The sequence below is a fragment of the Gymnodinialimonas mytili genome (genome assembly GCF_037544085.1).
Lineage (GTDB): Bacteria > Pseudomonadota > Alphaproteobacteria > Rhodobacterales > Rhodobacteraceae > Gymnodinialimonas > Gymnodinialimonas mytili.
Genome location: NZ_JBBIFW010000002.1, coordinates 805,112 through 822,170, shown reverse-complemented (window position 1 = coordinate 822,170; position 17,059 = coordinate 805,112). Strand labels below are relative to the sequence as shown.

The following is a 17,059-nucleotide window of genomic DNA, read 5'->3' as shown; positions in this document are numbered from 1 at the left end:
ACGCTCAAGGGAACTTGCACCATGCCCCTTCTGGTAATGAAATTCGGCGGCACCTCCGTCGCCACGCTGGACCGCATCCGCCGCGCCGCCAAGCGCGTGGGGCGCGAAGTGGCCAATGGCTATGATGTCATCGTCATCGTCAGCGCCATGTCGGGCGAAACCAACAAGCTGGTCGGCTTCGTGGAAGAAACCGGCCCGTTCTACGACGCCCGCGAATATGACGCCGTGGTCAGTTCCGGCGAAAACGTCACCGCCGGCCTGATGGCCCTGACCTTGCAGGAAATGGATGTGCCCGCGCGGTCCTGGCAGGGCTGGCAGGTGCCGCTTCTGACCACCGACAGCCATGCCTCCGCGCGGATCGAAGAGATCCCGACCGACAATCTGAACGCCAAATTCGGCGAAGGCATGAAGGTCGCCGTGGTGGCAGGCTTCCAGGGGATCAGCCCCGAGGGCCGGATCACCACTTTGGGGCGCGGCGGGTCGGACACCACCGCCGTCGCCTTCGCCGCCGCCTTCGGGGCCGAGCGCTGCGATATCTATACCGATGTGGATGGCGTCTACACCACTGATCCGCGGATCACGTCGAAGGCGCGCAAGCTGGAGAAGATCTCGTTCGAGGAAATGCTGGAGCTGGCCTCACTTGGCGCCAAGGTGCTGCAGACCCGCTCGGTCGAGCTGGCGATGCGCTATAAGGTGCGTCTGCGGGTGCTGTCATCATTCGAGGAAATGTCGGACAATGCAGGCACTTTGGTCTGCGCCGAGGAGGAAATCATGGAATCCAACGTTGTCGCCGGGGTCGCCTATTCCCGCGAAGAGGCCAAGATGACCCTGCAATCGGTCGAGGACCGCCCCGGCATCGCCGCCGCGATCTTCGGCCCGCTCGCCGAGGCCGGGGTGAATGTCGACATGATCGTCCAGAACATCTCGGATGGCGGCATCACCGATATGACCTTTTCCTGCCCGGTCGGTGAAGTGGCGCGCGCGGAGAAGGCCATGACCGACGCAAAGGCGGCGGGCGATATCGCCTTTGCAGGCATCATCGCGGATACGGATGTGGCCAAGGTTTCCATCGTTGGGATCGGTATGCGCTCCCATGCCGGGGTTGCGGCGAAAATGTTCAAGACGCTGCGGGATGAGGGCGTGAACATCAAGGTGATCACGACCTCCGAGATCAAGGTCTCCGTCCTGATCGACCGCAAATACATGGAGTTGGCCGTGCAAGCGCTCCACGATGCGTTCGAGCTTGAAAAAGCCGCCTGAACCATCCGCGCCCAGGGGCTGGCCCGGGTTGGCAGGCGCCGCTGCCGCCCTGTCTGCAGTGGCTTTGGGCAGCGCCGCGCTGGCGACATTGACGCCCACCCGGATGGTTTGGGGCGCCTTGGCCCGCATGCTGGACGCGATCACGCCGCTGATCCTGGCGTTGGCCCTGGTCTTTGCCCTGCTGACCCTGGCCCTTGGCGCCCGCAAGCTGGGCGGCCTGTTGGTGGCGGCAAGCCTGATCGCCAGCGCGGCGCTTTACGCCAGCTACCGCGCGGTCACGCTACCCTTGGTGCCGGATGAAGAACCCGCGCTCAGCGTGCTGTTTTTCAACGTCGAAGGCCGCAATCGCGACTCCGCCCCGGCGATCCTGTCGGCCGCGATGCAAAGCGGTGCCGATGTGCTTGTCTTTGCCGAGGCCAGCGCGCTTCTGGCCGATGTCGATCGCCTGCGGGACGCCTATGACTTCGTGTCGCCCTGTGTGATCGGGTCCTGCGAATTGCTCATCGCCACCAACCGGCCCGTCACGCGGCATTGGCAATTGCGGCTGAACCCGGTTTGGTCGGAGCGCTATGCCGTGACCGAGATCGAAACCATCACCGGCGCGCCGCTATTCCTGGTTGCCAACCATTTGGCGAAACCCTGGCTTTCGGGCATCGCGGAGCCGGAGCTGAACCTGGTGCGGGCGCAGTATGATTGGTTCGACGCGCCCGTGGTGGCCCTGGGCGATTACAACATGGTGCCCTGGACCCGCCCTATGCGGGAATTGCTGCAAGAGACCGAGTTTCGGGCCGTGCGCGGACAATTTGCGACCTGGCCCACCGCCACGCTGCCAATCGGGCTACCCATCGATCAGGTGGTTGTCCATGGCGGTCCGCGGATTGTGTCGATGGGTCCCTTCGGCACGGATCTGAACTCCAACCATATCGGCTTTGTCGCCGAGATCGCCCTGCCCGCCCCTTAGGCGCCGCGACCCCGCCTGCGAAATCGTGATCCCACGCTCTCTGACTTTCCTGCTACGCTCATCCCAGGGACATCGGAGGTATTCATATGCGATTCTGGCTGACGGCGGCGTTGTGCGTGGCGGGGGTTCCGGCCTTTGCCCAGGGCGAAGAGGTCACGCTTCGCGGCGAACTCATCGATACATGGTGTTATTTCTCGGGCGTGATGGGTGGACCCGACGCGGTGCAGGGCACGGCGCACCACACCTGCGCGATCTGGTGCAGCGCGGGCGGCATCCCCGTGGGTCTTCTAGCCGAGGACGGCACCGTCTACATGATCCTGTCGATCAATGGCGACGATCAGAATGCCGGCGGGCAGAGCCAGCTCGACCTGGCCGCCCATGAGGTCACCGCTGCGGGCCGGGTCTTTGCCCGCGATGGGCTGAACTATCTGGTGATCGACGAGATCGTCGAGGATCACGGCATCACCAACATCACCCATAGCGATTTCGGGGTCGTCCCCGGCTTCGCCATTCCAAACCCAGAGGGCTGAGCCGATGTGGAAATACCTGATCCCGCTGGCCCTTCTGGCCAGCCCCGCCAGCGCCCAGGAGGGCCCGTTTTCCGAAGGGTCCGAGGCGCGATCGTGGAACCTGGCCTGGGAAGAACCGGCACGCTTCGAGGCGACGGTTGTCGATATGCTCTGCGAAGTGGTGGGCGATTGCGCCAATGAATGCGGCGCGGGCCGTCAACTTGGCCTGTTGCGCGCCGCCGACGGCGTGCTGACCTATCCCAATAAGAACAACCAGGGCATTTTCACCGGTGCCGCCGTGGACGTCGCCCCGTTTTGCGGGATGGAGGTCGAGGTCGACGGGCTGATGATCGAGGATGAGTTCGTCGGCGCGACCAATGTCTATCTGGTGCAGATGATCCGCGAGGTCGGCGCCGAGGAATGGGTCGCGGCCAATGGCTGGACCGATGCCTGGGCCGAGGAATTTCCAGAGGCGGCCGCCCAAGACGGACGCTGGTACCGCAACGATCCGCGCGTCCTGGGCCTGATCGAGAGCCGCGGCTATCTGGGCACCGGCGAGACCTGGCAAGAGGCGTGGGAGATCACACGGTGAGATGGGGTGTTGCGCTGGTGCTGATGGCCTCCGCCGCCTCGGCCCAGCAATTGACCGAGGGTCTGGGCGGCGCGTTTGAACTGATCGACCAGACCGGCGCCGTGCGGACCGAGGCTCATCCCGACGGCAGCCATCAATTGGTGTTCTTCGGCTATGCCAATTGCCAGGAGATCTGCTCGGCCGCGCTGCCCCTGATGGCCAGCACGGTCGATCTGGTCACCGCGGCGGGCGGTGATCTGACGCCGATCATGATCACCGTCGACCCCGAGCGTGACACGCCGGAGGCCATGGCCGAGGCATTGGCGGTGTTTCACCCCGATTTCGTCGGGCTAACCGGGTCAGAGGCGGCGTTGCAGGCCAGCTATGACGCCTATCAGGTGGAGTTCGAGGAACTGTTCGTCGATCCGTTCTATGGCACGGTCTTTTCCCATGGCTCGTTCATCTATCTGCTCGACGGCGAGGGTGAGGTGCTGACGCTACTGCCGCCGGTTTTGGGACCGGAGATGATGGCCGACATCGTCGGCGGATATCTGAGCGCGGGCTGAACCATGGATCGCAGACGGCTTTTGATCGGCGCCGGGGCGCTGGCCCTGGTGGGTGCGGGTTTTGCCGCGACCGGCGGGCGCAATCTGTTCTACACCGCGCTTTCCGAAACCGTGGACGAGCAGATTGACGTGGCCACCGCCCATAGGCTCGCCGCGGCGGGCGACATCCTGTTGATCGATATCCGCCGCCCCGATGAATGGGCCGCCACGGGCAGCCCGGTGCCGGGCCATAGGCTGGATATGCGGCGCGCGGATTTCACCGAGGCGCTACTGGCCCTGACCAGCGGCGCGCAGGATGCGCGCGTGGCGCTGATCTGTGCGCGCGGCGTGCGGTCGTCGCGGCTGACCAATCAGCTGATCGAGGCCGGGTTCACCAATATCATCGACGTGCCCGAAGGCATGTTGGGCTCGGGCGCGGGCCCCGGCTGGATCCGCGAGGGGCTGCCCGTTGACCGCAGCTGAAACCTCTCCGCACCGCGCCTGCAGGGCAGAGGCGGCGCGGGTGGGTGGGTGGGGCGACGGCTCTGCCCTGCCTCTTCACCCCAAATCACAAGGCCACACGATATGAACAGCTTGGCACGTCTGACCGCTCTGACACTCTGCATCGGCGCTGGCCCCGCCTGGGCCGATTGCGCCGTTATCCCGGGGCCTTGCACGGTGCCAATGGGCGATTATCACATCGCCCTGCCCGACGGCGATGGCCCGCATCCGGCGATCCTGATGCTGCATGGCGCGGGCGGGCGCGGCGAAGGGATGGTCAATATGCTATCCGACCGGGCCACGGCGCGCGGCTATGCGGTGATCGGACCGCAGGGCCTGCAACGGCCGGGTTCTCGCTTCGGCTCCACCTGGTCGTTCCATCCGGACTTTGAGACTGTCCGAGACGAGGCCGCCTTCTTTGAAGAGGTGCTCAGCCACGCCGCCGAGACCCAGAATATCGATCGCGACGCGATCCTGGTCGCCGGGTTTTCCATCGGCGGATCGATGACCAGCTATCTTGCCTGCGACGATCCCGACATCGCGCGTGCCTATGCACCAGTGGCCGGCGCATTCTGGCGCCCGCATCCGGCCCTGGATGCCTGCGCCGCGCCGGTCGACGTCTTCCACACCCATGGCTGGCGCGACGGCACGGTGCCGATTGAGGGGCGCGTGTTCCGCGACGGGGCGGTGCGGCAGGGCGATGTCTTTGCATCGATGGAAATCTGGCGCGAAACCAATGGCTGCGCGCGCTCCGCCCCCGATGAGATCACCGCGGAGGGCGACTTCTGGCACCGGATCTGGACAAGCTGCGATGCCGGTGGATCACTGCAATTCGCGCTCTTCCCCGGCGGACATGCGGTGCCCGCCGGATGGGTCGATCTGGCGCTGGATTGGTTCGAAACCCTGGACGGCTAGGCCGTTACTCGGCCGCGTCGGGCAATTCGGCCAGCGTCGCGCGCAACTCGGCCCGATGGGCGCGGGCGGCACGGATGATCGGCGGCGCGGCGTAGAGTTCGGGCGTGCCAAGCGCACGCGCCGTCGCCTTGAACCGGGTCAGCCGCAGCCCGGACAGGGCCGACAGCGGCACCGCTAAGGTCAGCGATATCGCGATGGGCAACAGCCAAAGCGACACGATGCCTGCGAGCATCCCGGCGGTCAGGGCAACCCCCGCCACCGTTTCCAACACATGGAACCGCAGCAATTCCCAGAGGCTGAAGACCCCGCCCGCGCGGCTTTGGGGTTTCCAATCGATCCGCAAACCCAAGGCGCTGCGCACCACGGCGATGGTTTGCTGCACCATCAGGATCGGCGCATAGAGGATCGACAGGATCAACTCGGCCACGAAGGATCCGGCAAAGCGGAACGGTCCGCCCAATTCCGAAACCCGCAACCCGATGGAGCCGATTGCCGCCGCCCCCAGCGCCTTGGGCGCCAGCAACATGCCATACATGAAGATCAGCAGGGCCGAGGAATGCACCGCCGTCATCTCGGGCCATTGCACCTGCGGATTGAGGCCCGAGAAATAGCGGATCACGTTCTGATCGGCGCCGGTCCCGATCAGGGCCCAGACGGTCAGCAGAGCGAACCAGGCCGGGCTGAGCAGATAGCTGACCGCGCCATGGAACAGATGGAACCGGCTGACGGCGTGGAACCCGTTGGAGGCCAGCAGCTTCAGGTGCTGCAGATTGCCCTGACACCAGCGTTGATCGCGGATGATGTAATCGACCAGCGTCGCGGGCACTTCCTCATAACTGCCCTGGATGCGCGGCAGGAAGCGCACGCCCCAGCCCGCGCGGCGCAAAAGCCCCGCCTCGACAAAGTCATGGCTGAGGATCAGCGCGCCCTTGCCGCTAATGGTGCGGATTTTGGGGATGCCCGCACAGGAGGCAAAGGCCGCGGTACGGATGATCGCGTTATGGCCCCAATAATTGCCCTCGCGGTCGGACCAGGTCGCCAGACCCTCGGCCAGAACGGCGCCATAGATGGTGGAGGCGAATTGCTGGACGCGGGCAAACAGCGTCTCGGCCCCGATCAATTTCGGGCAGCTTTGGATCAGACCCGCCGACGGATCAGCGGACAATTCATCGGCCAGAGACACGATGGCCTCGCCCGACATCAGGCTGTCGGCATCCAGCACCAGCATCGCCTCGTAGGCGCCGCCCCACCGCTCCATCCAATCGGCCAGATTGCCGACCTTGCGGTCGATATTCTCGGCCCGGCGGCGGTAATGCAGGCGGATATGATCCGGCAGCCGCGTGCGCAGCGTCGCAAAGGCGCGCATTTCCTGCTCGGCCGTGGCCGGATCGCGGGTGTCGGACAGGATGAACAGGCTAAAGCGATGGTCGGTCGGGTTGGCATCGAGCGCTTCCAACATCGCGCAGGCATTGCCGAACACATCCGACGGCACCTCATTATAGCACGGCACCAAAAGCGCCACATCCATGGCCGCGCCCGGCGCAGGGCGCGCGCGGGGGCGGCTGAGAAACAGTCGGACGATGCCGAGCGTCACGGTCGATACCGACAGAGAGATCCAGAAGAATGTCACCGCGATCAGGCCGATCAGGGCGGTCTCAAACCCCGTCAGGCCATTCATCGCGAACCAATCGGTGAACGCGGCGACCAGACCGATGGTTGTGGCAAAGGCGGGGATGAACGTGGCTAAGCGCCACGCCCAGGCACGTGTGCGGTCCAGGCCCGGCGCGGTATCGTCACGGTAGGGTGCGCGCAAATCCTGGATCGGACGGGCCAGCGGCACTTCGGGCGGCATATAGGGTTCTGCGGGATGCGCCTTGATCATGCGGACCACCGATAGAGCCAAACCTCAGACATCGCCTCGCCCTCCTGTAGAAGTTGTGCGCGCAGTTCCATGGACGGATGCTCGCCCGGATCTAGAGCAAACGTCAGTCGCAACCCGCCGGTTCCCGGGTTGCGTTCCAAGACACCTTCCGACACCTCGCCCCGGTTGGTGCGGATCAGCCGCGCATAGTCTTCCGGGTTTCCGGCCAGGCTTTGATGCGGTTCAAAGTCGATCGCGACCAAGGTGTTGGACCGGTTCCAATTGCCGCCGATGGCCGTGTTCAGCACCCTGGCGACGTTTTTGGGCCGCGTGGGCTCCAGGCACCATTCCATTGTGTAACTGAAGCGATGCTCAACATGGGCGGTCAGCCCGCCGCGGGGGCGCCAGAAGGCGACAATATTGTCGTAGATTTCAAGCTCTGAGGGGATTTCCACAAGCTGGACCGAGCCTTCTCCCCAACCTTCCCCCGGGGTTATCCACACGGCTGGACGGTCTTGGTAATGGGCCTCGAAATCCTCGAAATCGGCAATATCGCGGGCACGCTGCACCAGGCCAAAGCCCTGGGGGTCGCGGTCGACAAAGCTGGACACTTCAAGCTCGGGTGGGTTTTTCAGCGGGCGGAGCAGCAATTCGCCGCCGCCATTAAGGATCATCAACCCGTCTGAATCGTGCACAGCGGGGCGGAAATCGTTATGGCCCGCGCGGTTGGTCTGATCATAGAGGAACATCGATGTCAGCGGGGCGAGGCCCACATGGGGCAGGTCCACACGGGGGTAGAGCGCCACCTCGACCTCCATCAGAGTGACGTCGCCGGGGGTGATGCGGAACGTGTAGGCCCCGGTGCAGCTTTCGCCATCGAGCAGCGCGTGGAGCACTTGGGTGGTGTCGCCGGGGCGCGGCGCCTCCAGCCAGAAACGGGTGAATTCGGGAAATTCCTCGCCCTCGGGCCCGGCAGTGTTGATCGCCAGGCCGCGGGCCGAGAGGCCGTAATTCATGCCCGTGCCGATGCCACGGAAATAGCTTGCGCCCTGAAACACAGCGAATTCGGTGAAGATGTCGGGCCGTTCCAGCGGTCCGCGCAGGCGCAGACCGGAATAGCCCATCGTTTCATCAATCGGCAGGTCGGGGAATTGATCCGTCGTCTCGAAGAGCGAGACATCGAAGGCGAGCGTCTGCGCCTCGCCATCCTCGACCACATTCACCTCGACCGGACGCGGAAAATAGAGCCCGGGATGGAAGAAATCGACCTTGAAGGGGCGATCTTCATCCATCCAAAGCCCGCGCTGGGGGTTGAACCACATCCAGCGATATTCGTCATAGGTCAGGTCCTGCCAACCCTGCGGTACTTCGGGCAGCGGTGCGTAAGGCGCTTGGCTCAGGCGCTGCGCTTCGGCCTCTAGCCAGGCGCGGTCGAAGGGATGCGCGCTGCCCTCGCGAAACATCGGCAGGCCCAGTGCAGGGGTTCCGGCCAGCGCGGCCAGCATCGCAAGAATGTGGCGCCGGGTCATCATGGGCGTTTCACCCGCCATGGTTGCGATTTCACCCAAGCCACGAAATAGGCCACAAGCAGCAGCAATGCGACGCCGACCAGATTCACCAGGATCGTGTGCCACGTCACGTCCCGGCCCCATTGATCAAGCCAGAAACCGTTGAGCCGCGCCAGCATCATGGAAAAGACGAAGACGGCGAGGCTTTGCTGCCCGATCTTCATCAGCTGCGCCACGATCCAATCCCAGGCGCGTGCCAACGGGCCGTCACCCTCGGCGATCAGGTATTTGCCACCCTCGCCCACCGCGACCCAGGCCAGATAGGCCAGCGACAGGAATTGCAGGTATCGGAACAGGCCGAAATCCGATTTGGTAATCCAAATGCGGTTTTCGATACGCCAGTCGACCACAGGGTTGCCGTCAAAGACCAGGCCGAACCATTCGCGGTTCACCGCGCGAACACCGATATTGCTGAACGGGATATTGGCCAGAACGATCAGCAGCGCCAGGCCGATAAGCCACGCCTTCACCGGTGGCTTCGGCAGCCAGCCGAGCATCAGCGCAAAGCCGGTGAAGAAGACAAGCTGCCATCCGAACGGGTTGAAGAACCATTGCCGATCCGACCATGGCTCGGCCGGGAAATTGATATGCAGATCGCCGATGCCCAATGCCTCAAGCACACGGCCCTGGGCCAGCAGCCAGACACAGATCGATGCAAACCCGGCCAGCCACAGATTGACGCGGGCTAGCGCCACGAAGATCGGCATCATCGCCAGGATCACCAGATACATCGGCAGAATGTCGAAGTAGTTCGGCACGTAGGTCAGGGTCAGAAGGCCAATCATCTGATCGGTGGTGGTCGACACCAACACCCCATCGCGGGTGATGCCATCGAAGAACGGGATCAGGTTCAACTGGGCCACATAATCCCGCTCGAACGGGCCCAGCGCGTTCAGGAGCGCCAGGGTGGCGGCAATGGCGAAGAACATGCCGATATGGGCCCAATAGACCTGCCAGCAGCGATAGGCGACGCGGCCCGCGCCAAGCGCCCAGCCTGCGCGCTCAAACGTGCGGCCAAAGGCGATGGCCGAGGCCATGCCCGAGCAGAACACGAACATCTCGGTCGCGTCCGAAAAGCCCCAGCGCGCCGGGATCCACGAGGTGAAGAAATTCCCCGGCGTGTGGGCGAAGAGGATGATGATCATCGCTATGCCGCGGAAGAAATCCAGACGCGGGTCGCGCACCGTCGCGGGCGCAATCGCAAGAGATGCGGTGCGCGGGGGTGTCAAAGCGGTGGGTGATGGAGACGTACTGACCATGGCCATGGGCCGCGTATCCCTATTCTGCGGGGACGCGCAAGGGGGCAGTCAGTGTACCCATCATCTCACGGCGAGTTTTCGCGAATTGGTCGTCGCGACCGGCCCGGCGGGCGGTGCGGTCTTCCAAAATGGCCAGCGCCTCTTTGGTGCGGCCGGCGCGGATGCCCGCATCGATGGTCAGCCGTTCGAACACGTCGCGCTGCGCGTGGGAGCCGCCCGCCAATTGCATATGCCGTCGGGCTTTCGACAGGCCGCTAAAGGCGGCGCCGTAATCGCCTTCGCCAAAGGCTTCGAGCCCCATGGCCGCGGCGGTGCCGGGATTGGCCATGCGCATCTCCGCCTCATTGCCCGAGCGTTGGCCATCGGCGGCGATGCGTTTGACCAAGGTTGCGGTAGCATCCGCGCGACGTCCGCCAACCAGGGCCAGCAAATAGTGCAGATCGGCAAAGATCAGGCTGCCATCCTCGGTGCGGGCCTGGCTGGTCACGGCCAGTTCATCCCAGCGGTCACCGACATCGATCCCCTCCAGCTCAAGCCGCATGAGCAGCGAGGTGGCGTTGGAGATATCGCGGTAATCGTCGGTGTGATCGGCGCGGATCAAGGTATCGTAGAGGTCCAGGACCACATCCGTCTGGCCAAGCTCAAGATGCATCAGCGCCTTGTGCCACCACACGTGGTAGCGGAAATTGTTGCAATGGGCCCAGGCGCTTTCCTTGCCGCTGAGCCAGCGCAGGCCTTTTTCGGGGCTGGCGACCATATCGTAGACATGGGCCACGGCATGGAGACCCCAGGCATCGTCGGGCGAGATTTCCAGCGCGGCGGAGCCCGCGGCGGCGGCGCGGCCGTATTCGCCGGTTTCTTCAAACGCGAAGGCGTGGCAGCCCATCAGATAACCGCGGCCCGGATGATCAGGCCCGTAGGCATGCATCACCGACTCGATGCTTTGGCGCATTCCCTGCGCGTCGCCCAACACGAAGCGCAGCGCATGGCTGAGCTTCATCGCCAGCACATCCTCGGGGCGCTCCGCCAGCAGCGCATCAAACAGCGCAACCGATTTCGACGGATAACCATCGAGCCAGGCACCCAGGGCCGCGATAAACACGCGTTCCCGCGATGAGACGGGTCTGTTCTGATCCGACAGGCGTGCGGCGGCATAGGCACTTTGCGCCGTTTCCACCAATTCGCGGCGCCCCAGCAACAGCAGGAACATTCCCTTCACGGCATGGGCCAGGGCGAAATCCGGGTCATCGGCCAGGGTTGCGGCAAGGTGATCCGGCGTCGATGCCCCATGGGCGAGGAATGCCATTTGCGTGGCGTTCCAATTGTCGATCCCCACTGCCATGGGCAGGGTTGCCGCCTGACCGAAACAATCTGTCTGAACCATTAACTCGTCCGATTCTCGTTATGTCCGTACTATGAGCTATCGGCGCGCCGCTCTTCTGGGAAGAGTTATGGGCCGATGTTGACGGTCTTGTGAGGCTTGGAGAAAGCGGCGTGATCATTTTTAAGCAGATCGGCCTGAAATCGGCAGGAACCTGCCGGAAATCATTGCAAATACAGCGATTTTCGGATCACGGATCCGTCACGTTACAACGCCCCGCAAGCCAATCGAGCACGGTTTGCGTGTCTTGGCCCAGATGCGGCGGCGGGCGCCTGTAGGTGACGGGCGTGGCCGACAGGTTCAGGGGGTTGCCGATCAGCTCGACGCCGCCGCGGTCGATGCCCGGCTTTTCCAGATCGATCCGCATGTGCCGCGCCGCCACCTGGTCGGTGGCAAAGACCTGTTCGACGGTGTGAACCGGCCCCACCGGGACCTTCAGCGCCTCTAGCCCCGCGATGATCTGATCGGAGGTCAGCTTTGCCAGAGCCTCGGCCAGGATGGGGATCAGCACCTCTCGGTGTGCCAGGCGGACGGGGTTGGTGGCGTAGTCGGCGTGGGTGGCCAGATCGGGCCGCCCGATAAAGTCGCAAAACCGGGTGAATTGCGCATCATTGCCGACGGCCACCAGCACATGGCCATCGGCGCTGGCAAAGGTCTGGTAGGGCACAATCGAGGGATGCCCATTGCCACGCCGAGGCCGGTCGGCGCCGGTGGTCAGATGCGACACGCCTTCATTGATCAGCCAAGCGACGGTGCTGTCGACAAGTGACAGGTCGATATGCTGCCCCTGCCCCGTCGCATCGCGGTGGCGCAGGGCGGCCAGGATGCCGATCGCCGCATACATGCCGGTCATCACATCCGCGATGCCGACGCCGACCTTCATCGGCTGGCCATCGATTTCTCCGGTCAGGGCCATGGTGCCCGCATAGCCTTGCGCCATCAGGTCGTAACCGGGCTTTTCGCGGTTGGGGCCGGTATGGCCGAAGCCGGAAATCGAGCAATAAACAAGGCTTGGATGGTCGGCGCACAGCGTGCCGTGATCGAGCCCGTATTTGACCAGACCCCCGGGCTTGAAGTTCTCGATCACCACATCGGCGCGGGCCGCGATTTGCCGGATCGTGTCCTGCCCCTCAGGCGTGGCGATATCGACGCCGACGGACAGCTTGTTGCGGTTGGCGGCCATGAAATAGCTCGACAAATCCGTGGGTTGCCCATCGGAGCCGGTGGCGAAAGGTGGGCCCCAGCTTCGGGTGTCGTCGCCACGCTCGGGATGTTCGACCTTGATCACGGTTGCGCCCAGATCGCCCAGCGCCTGCGTGCAGGTGGGCCCGGCGAGGATCCGGCTGAGGTCGAGGATGATAAGGCCGTCGAGCGGGCCTTTCGGCGTGTCAGATCCGGCCATCATAGCCTCCACGCTCGATTTCGGCGGCGATCACGGTGAATGTCTCAGCGCTCAGCGCGGTCTCGATGGCGGCGCGTAGCTCGGCACGGTTGCGCACCGTTACGCCCGCGCCCCCCATGGCCCGGCCCATGGCGGCAAAGTCATGGCGGTGGGGGTAGTCGACGGCGGCATTCTGCAATTGCCGCTCGCGCTGTTTCTTTTCGATCAAGGCCAGGGAGGCATCGACAAAGACGATGATGATCGGCCTCAAGCCCATCTCGGCGGCGGTGGTAAGTTCCCCGGCGCCCATCAGAAACCCGCCATCGCCCACGAAGGCCACGGCGGGGCGACCCGGATCGGCCAGGGCCAGGCCCATCGCCATGGGAACGGCACAGCCCATGGTGCATAGGCCAGAGCTTTGGATCAGCGTCTTGGGCTGCGGGCATGCCCACATCTGGCTGAGAAGGATACGGTGCGCCCCGCTATCGACCGAGGCCGCCGTGTCGGGCGGCAAGACGGCGCGCGCCTCGGCGATCACACCGGCGGGGCCCCAATCGTCCCCCTGCGGGAAGGCCCGGGCCAGCACGGCTTTGGTGGCTGCGGGCTCGCCCCCGGGCCAGGTCGCGTGCGGCCTGGTGCCGGACAAAGCGGCGATCCCCGCACCGATATTGCAGGTGAAGCTGAGCGTTGCCTGGTGCATGTAATGGTGGTTCGGCGCCGCCTGGAGGTCGATGACGCGCTGCTTGGACGGGTCCCACACCTCGCGCCAGCCGGGGCGCATCTCAATCGGGTCGTATCCGATGCAGAGGATCAGATCGGCTTGTTCGACCAAGGGCAGTAGGTGCTTGTCGGCCAAGGGCGATAGACCGGCACCGCCCAGGGCAAGCGGGTGACTTTCGGGAATGACACCCTTGGCCTTGTAGGTGGTGATCACCGGAATGCTGTAGGTTTCGGCAAAGGTCTTGAGGTCAGCGGCAGCCCCGTCGGCCAGCACGTCGAGACCGGCAACGATCACGGGGCGCTCGGCCTCGCCCATCCAGGCGTCGGCGGTCCCGAGCGCCGCGCCATAGGGCGCGACACTGGATGTTGCCGCGCGGCGGCGGCCCGTTGGCGCGGCGGGCGCATCGGCGACGGAAATCGGCACGTCGATGAGAACCGGGCCCTGCCGCCGCTCGGTCGCGATCGCGACGGCCTTGTCGGCAATCGTATCGGCCTCGGCGGCGGTGAGCGTAAAGGTGGCTTTGGTGATCGGGTCCATCACGGCGCGGTGGTCCAGCACCTGGTGGGTGTAAGTCAGCGCCTCATCGGCATCGAGGCAGCCGGTCAGCACCACCATCGGCACGCGGTCTTGTTCGGCATTTGCCACGACATTGACGGCATTCATCAGGCCCGGCCCCACGGTGGCGATCAGGATCACCGGCGCGCCATCCACATGATGCACACCCTCGCCCATGAACCCGCCCGCATTCTCATGCTTGACCAGATGGACGGCGATCCCGGCCTTGGTCAGCGCATCGACAAGGGTCAGCACCTCACCACCTGGCATCCCGAACGCGTGGCGGCAGCCAGCCTCGTAAAGGCGGCGGGCGACAAGATCGGCGGCGCGCATGGGCTCGGACATAGGCAATTCCTCTTGGTTCCGAGGTTGGGGCCTACACCGAAAAATGACGGTCAGCCAAGGCGTATCGACACACAAGCGCGTGTGAGCCTGTTTCATTGACGATTGCGCGCAAGATATCGGCGTTAAGACCGCGTGCGGGGCCCCATCGACAAGGGGCGACATGACCCCGCGGCCCGGCCCCTGGCAGGCGACGTTTGCGCAAACAGCCACGCTCAGCCCCATTGCGCGGCGTGGACCGGGCGCGCTACACCTGTCTAAATAGACAGTCGAAACTGTCAGGGCGGGGACATATGGCCAATACCTCAGGATCTGAAAGCCGGAAACTTCTGTCCGGTTTGCAAGCTGTCATGGCCGACGCCGCGGCGGGTCAGGAACGGCTGGATCGCATCACGCGCCTGATCGCGGATTCGATGGGCACCGAAGTGTGCTCGGTCTATCTGCTGCGCGATGCCGACACGCTGGAGCTCTGCGCCACCCAGGGGCTGGCGCCGGAATCCGTGCATGTCACGCGGATGCGCCTGGGCGAAGGTCTGGTGGGCCGTGTCGCGCTGCGGGCGCAGCCGATCAACAGCGCCAATGCGCCCGACGAAAAGGGCTTTCGCTACATGCCCGAGACCGGCGAAGAGGCCTATTCTAGCTTTCTCGGCGTGCCGATCCAGCGCCTGGGCGAACGGCTGGGCGTGCTGGTTGTGCAATCCAAAGATGCGCGCGCCTATTCCGAGGACGAGGTTTACGGCCTGGAGGTCGTGGCCATGGTTCTGGCCGAGATGACCGAACTGGGCGCCTTTGTCGGCGAAGGTGCGGCCCTGAGTGCGCGGCATACCAGCCAGGTGATGATCCGTGGCACCTGCGGACAGGAAGGCGCGGCGATGGGCCATGTCTGGCTGCATGAGCCGCGCGTGGTGGTGACCAAACCGGTGGCCGAAGATCCCGAGGCCGAACGCACGCGCCTGACCGAGGCGATCGCGCAATTGCGCACCGATATCGACCAGATGCTGAGCCGCGCCTCGACCGGTGACAAGGAACAGCACGAGGTGTTGGAGGCCTACCGGATGTTCGCGCAATCACGGGGCTGGATGCGCCGGATGGAGGAGGACATCGCCCGCGGTCTAAGTGCCGAGGCGGCGGTGGAGAAAGAACAATCCAGCGCAAGGGCGCGGATGGAGACGGTGCCGGACGCCTATTTGCGCGAGCGGCTGCATGATCTGGACGATCTGTCGAACCGTCTGCTGCGGCTGCTGACCGGTCAGGGCAAGGATACCGGCGCCGAATTGCCGCGCGACCCGGTCCTCGTGGCGCGCAATATCGGGCCTGCGGAATTGCTGGATTACGGGCGCAAGCTGCGCGGTGTTGTTCTAGAAGAAGGCTCCGTCGGGTCCCATGCGGCGATTGTCGCGCGCGCCCTGGCGATCCCCTTGGTGATCCATACCGGCCGCATCACGACCGAAGCGTTGAACGGTGATCCGATCCTGGTCGATGGCGATCAGGGCATCGTGCATCTGCGCCCCGAGGACACGGTGGCGAGTGCATTTCGCGACAAGATGGCGATGCAGGCCGAAGCGCAGGAGCGCTATGCCTCGATCCGCGAAAAACCTGCTGAAACACGCGACGGCACGGTGATCGGCCTGCACATGAATGCGGGCCTGATGGCGGATCTGCCGTCCTTGCCGTCCTCGGGCGCCGAGGGTGTTGGCCTGTTCCGGACCGAGTTGCAATTTCTGACCCGCGCCCGCGTGCCGCGGCGGGGTGAGTTGGCGGGGCTCTACGCTCGCGTGATGGATGCCGCCCAGGGCAAACGCGTGGTGTTCCGGACACTCGATATCGGGTCGGACAAGGTGCTGCCCTATATGAAGCCGCAGGATGAGCCGAACCCGGCCTTGGGCTGGCGCGCGATCCGGGTGGGGCTGGACAAGCCCGGCGTGATGCGGATGCAATTGCAGGCGCTGATCCGCGCGGCGGGCGGGCGGCCGCTGAGCGTGATGTTCCCGTTCATCGCGCAATTCGACGAGTTTACCGAGGCCCGCGACCATTTGATGCGCGAGATCGATCGCGAAGCAGCTCTGGGCCATGTCTTGCCCGAGCGACTGGAAGTCGGTGCGATGCTGGAGACGCCGAGCCTGGCCTTCGCGCCGCGGCAATTCTTCGAACTGGCCGATTTCATCTCGATTGGCGGGAACGATCTGAAGCAGTTCTTCTTTGCCGCCGACCGCGAGAATGAACGGGTCCGGCGGCGCTATGACACGCTGAATGTCAGCTATCTGACCTTCCTGGAACAGATCGTGCATCGCTGTGGCGATAGCGATACGGCGCTGAGTTTCTGCGGCGAGGATGCCGGGCGACCGGTGGAGGCGGTGTGTTTCGCGGCGATGGGTCTGCGGACGCTGTCGATGCGGCCCGCATCGATCGGGCCGGTGAAATCCTTGCTGCGGCGCGTGGATCTGCGCGAGGCCCGCGCGGTGATCACCGAGGCGCGGGGCAGCGGCGGTCAAAGCGTGCGTGGCGCGATGATGGATTGGCTGAAGCGGCAGGGATAATTGCTGCGGCGGAATGCCTGTCGTCACGGCGTCTTGGTCAAGTTGCGCCGCCGGACATTGCCAAGGGCCGCGCGCCTGGTCGGTGGCGCGGCTGGCCTGCATGATGGAACATGGTGCGAAAGCCCCACGTGTTTGGGGGCGCTGCCCCCCCGTCCTTCGGACGCCCCCCGGAGTTTTTCCGCCAAGATGAAA

The 17,059-nt window shown here is 64.5% G+C and carries 14 protein-coding genes; 8 read left to right on the top strand and 6 right to left on the bottom strand.

Features of this window, described 5'->3' with window-relative positions:
* Positions 1–21 precede the first annotated feature (21 nt).
* The 7 genes from V8J82_RS13525 (at position 22) to V8J82_RS13495 (ending at position 5,262) form a co-directional block, all read left to right on the top strand.
* Positions 22–1,260, top strand: a complete 1,239-nt coding sequence (locus V8J82_RS13525) for an aspartate kinase (RefSeq protein WP_339975891.1) — start codon at positions 22–24, stop codon at positions 1,258–1,260.
* A 28-nt stretch (positions 1,261–1,288) separates the two neighbouring features.
* Positions 1,289–2,221, top strand: coding sequence for an endonuclease/exonuclease/phosphatase family protein (locus V8J82_RS13520; protein WP_339975890.1), 933 nt, complete (start codon positions 1,289–1,291; stop codon positions 2,219–2,221).
* Positions 2,222–2,307: 86 nt separating this feature from the next.
* Positions 2,308–2,751 (top strand): hypothetical protein, encoded by a 444-nt coding sequence (locus tag V8J82_RS13515; RefSeq protein ID WP_339975889.1) that lies wholly within the window; start codon positions 2,308–2,310, stop codon positions 2,749–2,751.
* Positions 2,752–2,755: 4 nt separating this feature from the next.
* On the top strand, positions 2,756–3,322 hold the full coding sequence (locus V8J82_RS13510; protein ID WP_339975888.1) for a hypothetical protein: 567 nt from the start codon (positions 2,756–2,758) through the stop codon (positions 3,320–3,322).
* On the top strand, positions 3,319–3,867 hold the full coding sequence (locus tag V8J82_RS13505) for an SCO family protein (protein ID WP_339975887.1): 549 nt from the start codon (positions 3,319–3,321) through the stop codon (positions 3,865–3,867). Before V8J82_RS13510 ends, V8J82_RS13505 begins: the two co-directional genes overlap by 4 nt.
* Positions 3,868–3,870: 3 nt before the next feature.
* Positions 3,871–4,329: a rhodanese-like domain-containing protein gene (locus tag V8J82_RS13500; protein WP_339975886.1), complete on the top strand. Its 459-nt coding sequence runs from the start codon at positions 3,871–3,873 to the stop codon at positions 4,327–4,329.
* Positions 4,330–4,431: 102 nt separating this feature from the next.
* Positions 4,432–5,262 carry a CE1 family esterase gene (locus tag V8J82_RS13495; protein ID WP_339975885.1) on the top strand — a complete coding sequence of 277 codons (831 nt, stop codon included), beginning with the start codon at positions 4,432–4,434 and terminating at the stop codon, positions 5,260–5,262.
* A gap of 4 nt (positions 5,263–5,266) precedes the next feature.
* On the opposite strand, the gene mdoH is transcribed toward V8J82_RS13495, so the two are convergent.
* From mdoH to V8J82_RS13465, 6 genes are all read right to left on the bottom strand, one after another.
* Positions 5,267–7,144 (bottom strand): glucans biosynthesis glucosyltransferase MdoH, encoded by a 1,878-nt coding sequence (mdoH, locus tag V8J82_RS13490; protein ID WP_339975884.1) that lies wholly within the window; start codon positions 7,142–7,144, stop codon positions 5,267–5,269.
* Positions 7,141–8,655 carry an OpgD/OpgG family glucan biosynthesis protein gene (locus V8J82_RS13485; protein ID WP_439650069.1) on the bottom strand — a complete coding sequence of 505 codons (1,515 nt, stop codon included), beginning with the start codon at positions 8,653–8,655 and terminating at the stop codon, positions 7,141–7,143. The genes mdoH and V8J82_RS13485 overlap by 4 nt, the downstream gene beginning before the upstream one ends.
* On the bottom strand, positions 8,652–9,950 hold the full coding sequence (locus tag V8J82_RS13480) for an OpgC family protein (protein WP_439650068.1): 1,299 nt from the start codon (positions 9,948–9,950) through the stop codon (positions 8,652–8,654). Before V8J82_RS13480 ends, V8J82_RS13485 begins: the two co-directional genes overlap by 4 nt.
* Positions 9,951–9,969: 19 nt before the next feature.
* The gene (locus tag V8J82_RS13475; RefSeq protein ID WP_339975881.1) at positions 9,970–11,334 is read right to left on the bottom strand and encodes a tetratricopeptide repeat protein; all 1,365 of its coding nucleotides are present in this window, start codon (positions 11,332–11,334) and stop codon (positions 9,970–9,972) included.
* 187 nt (positions 11,335–11,521) lie between these two features.
* Entirely contained in the window at positions 11,522–12,733 is a 1,212-nt protein-coding gene (locus V8J82_RS13470; RefSeq protein ID WP_339975880.1) for a CaiB/BaiF CoA transferase family protein, read from the bottom strand.
* Positions 12,720–14,333: a thiamine pyrophosphate-binding protein gene (locus tag V8J82_RS13465; protein WP_339975879.1), complete on the bottom strand. Its 1,614-nt coding sequence runs from the start codon at positions 14,331–14,333 to the stop codon at positions 12,720–12,722. Before V8J82_RS13465 ends, V8J82_RS13470 begins: the two co-directional genes overlap by 14 nt.
* A 290-nt stretch (positions 14,334–14,623) precedes the next feature.
* Between V8J82_RS13465 and ptsP the strand changes: the two genes are divergently transcribed.
* Entirely contained in the window at positions 14,624–16,867 is a 2,244-nt protein-coding gene (gene ptsP / locus V8J82_RS13460) for a phosphoenolpyruvate--protein phosphotransferase (protein ID WP_339975878.1), read from the top strand.
* The last annotated feature ends 192 nt before the right edge of the window (positions 16,868–17,059 follow it).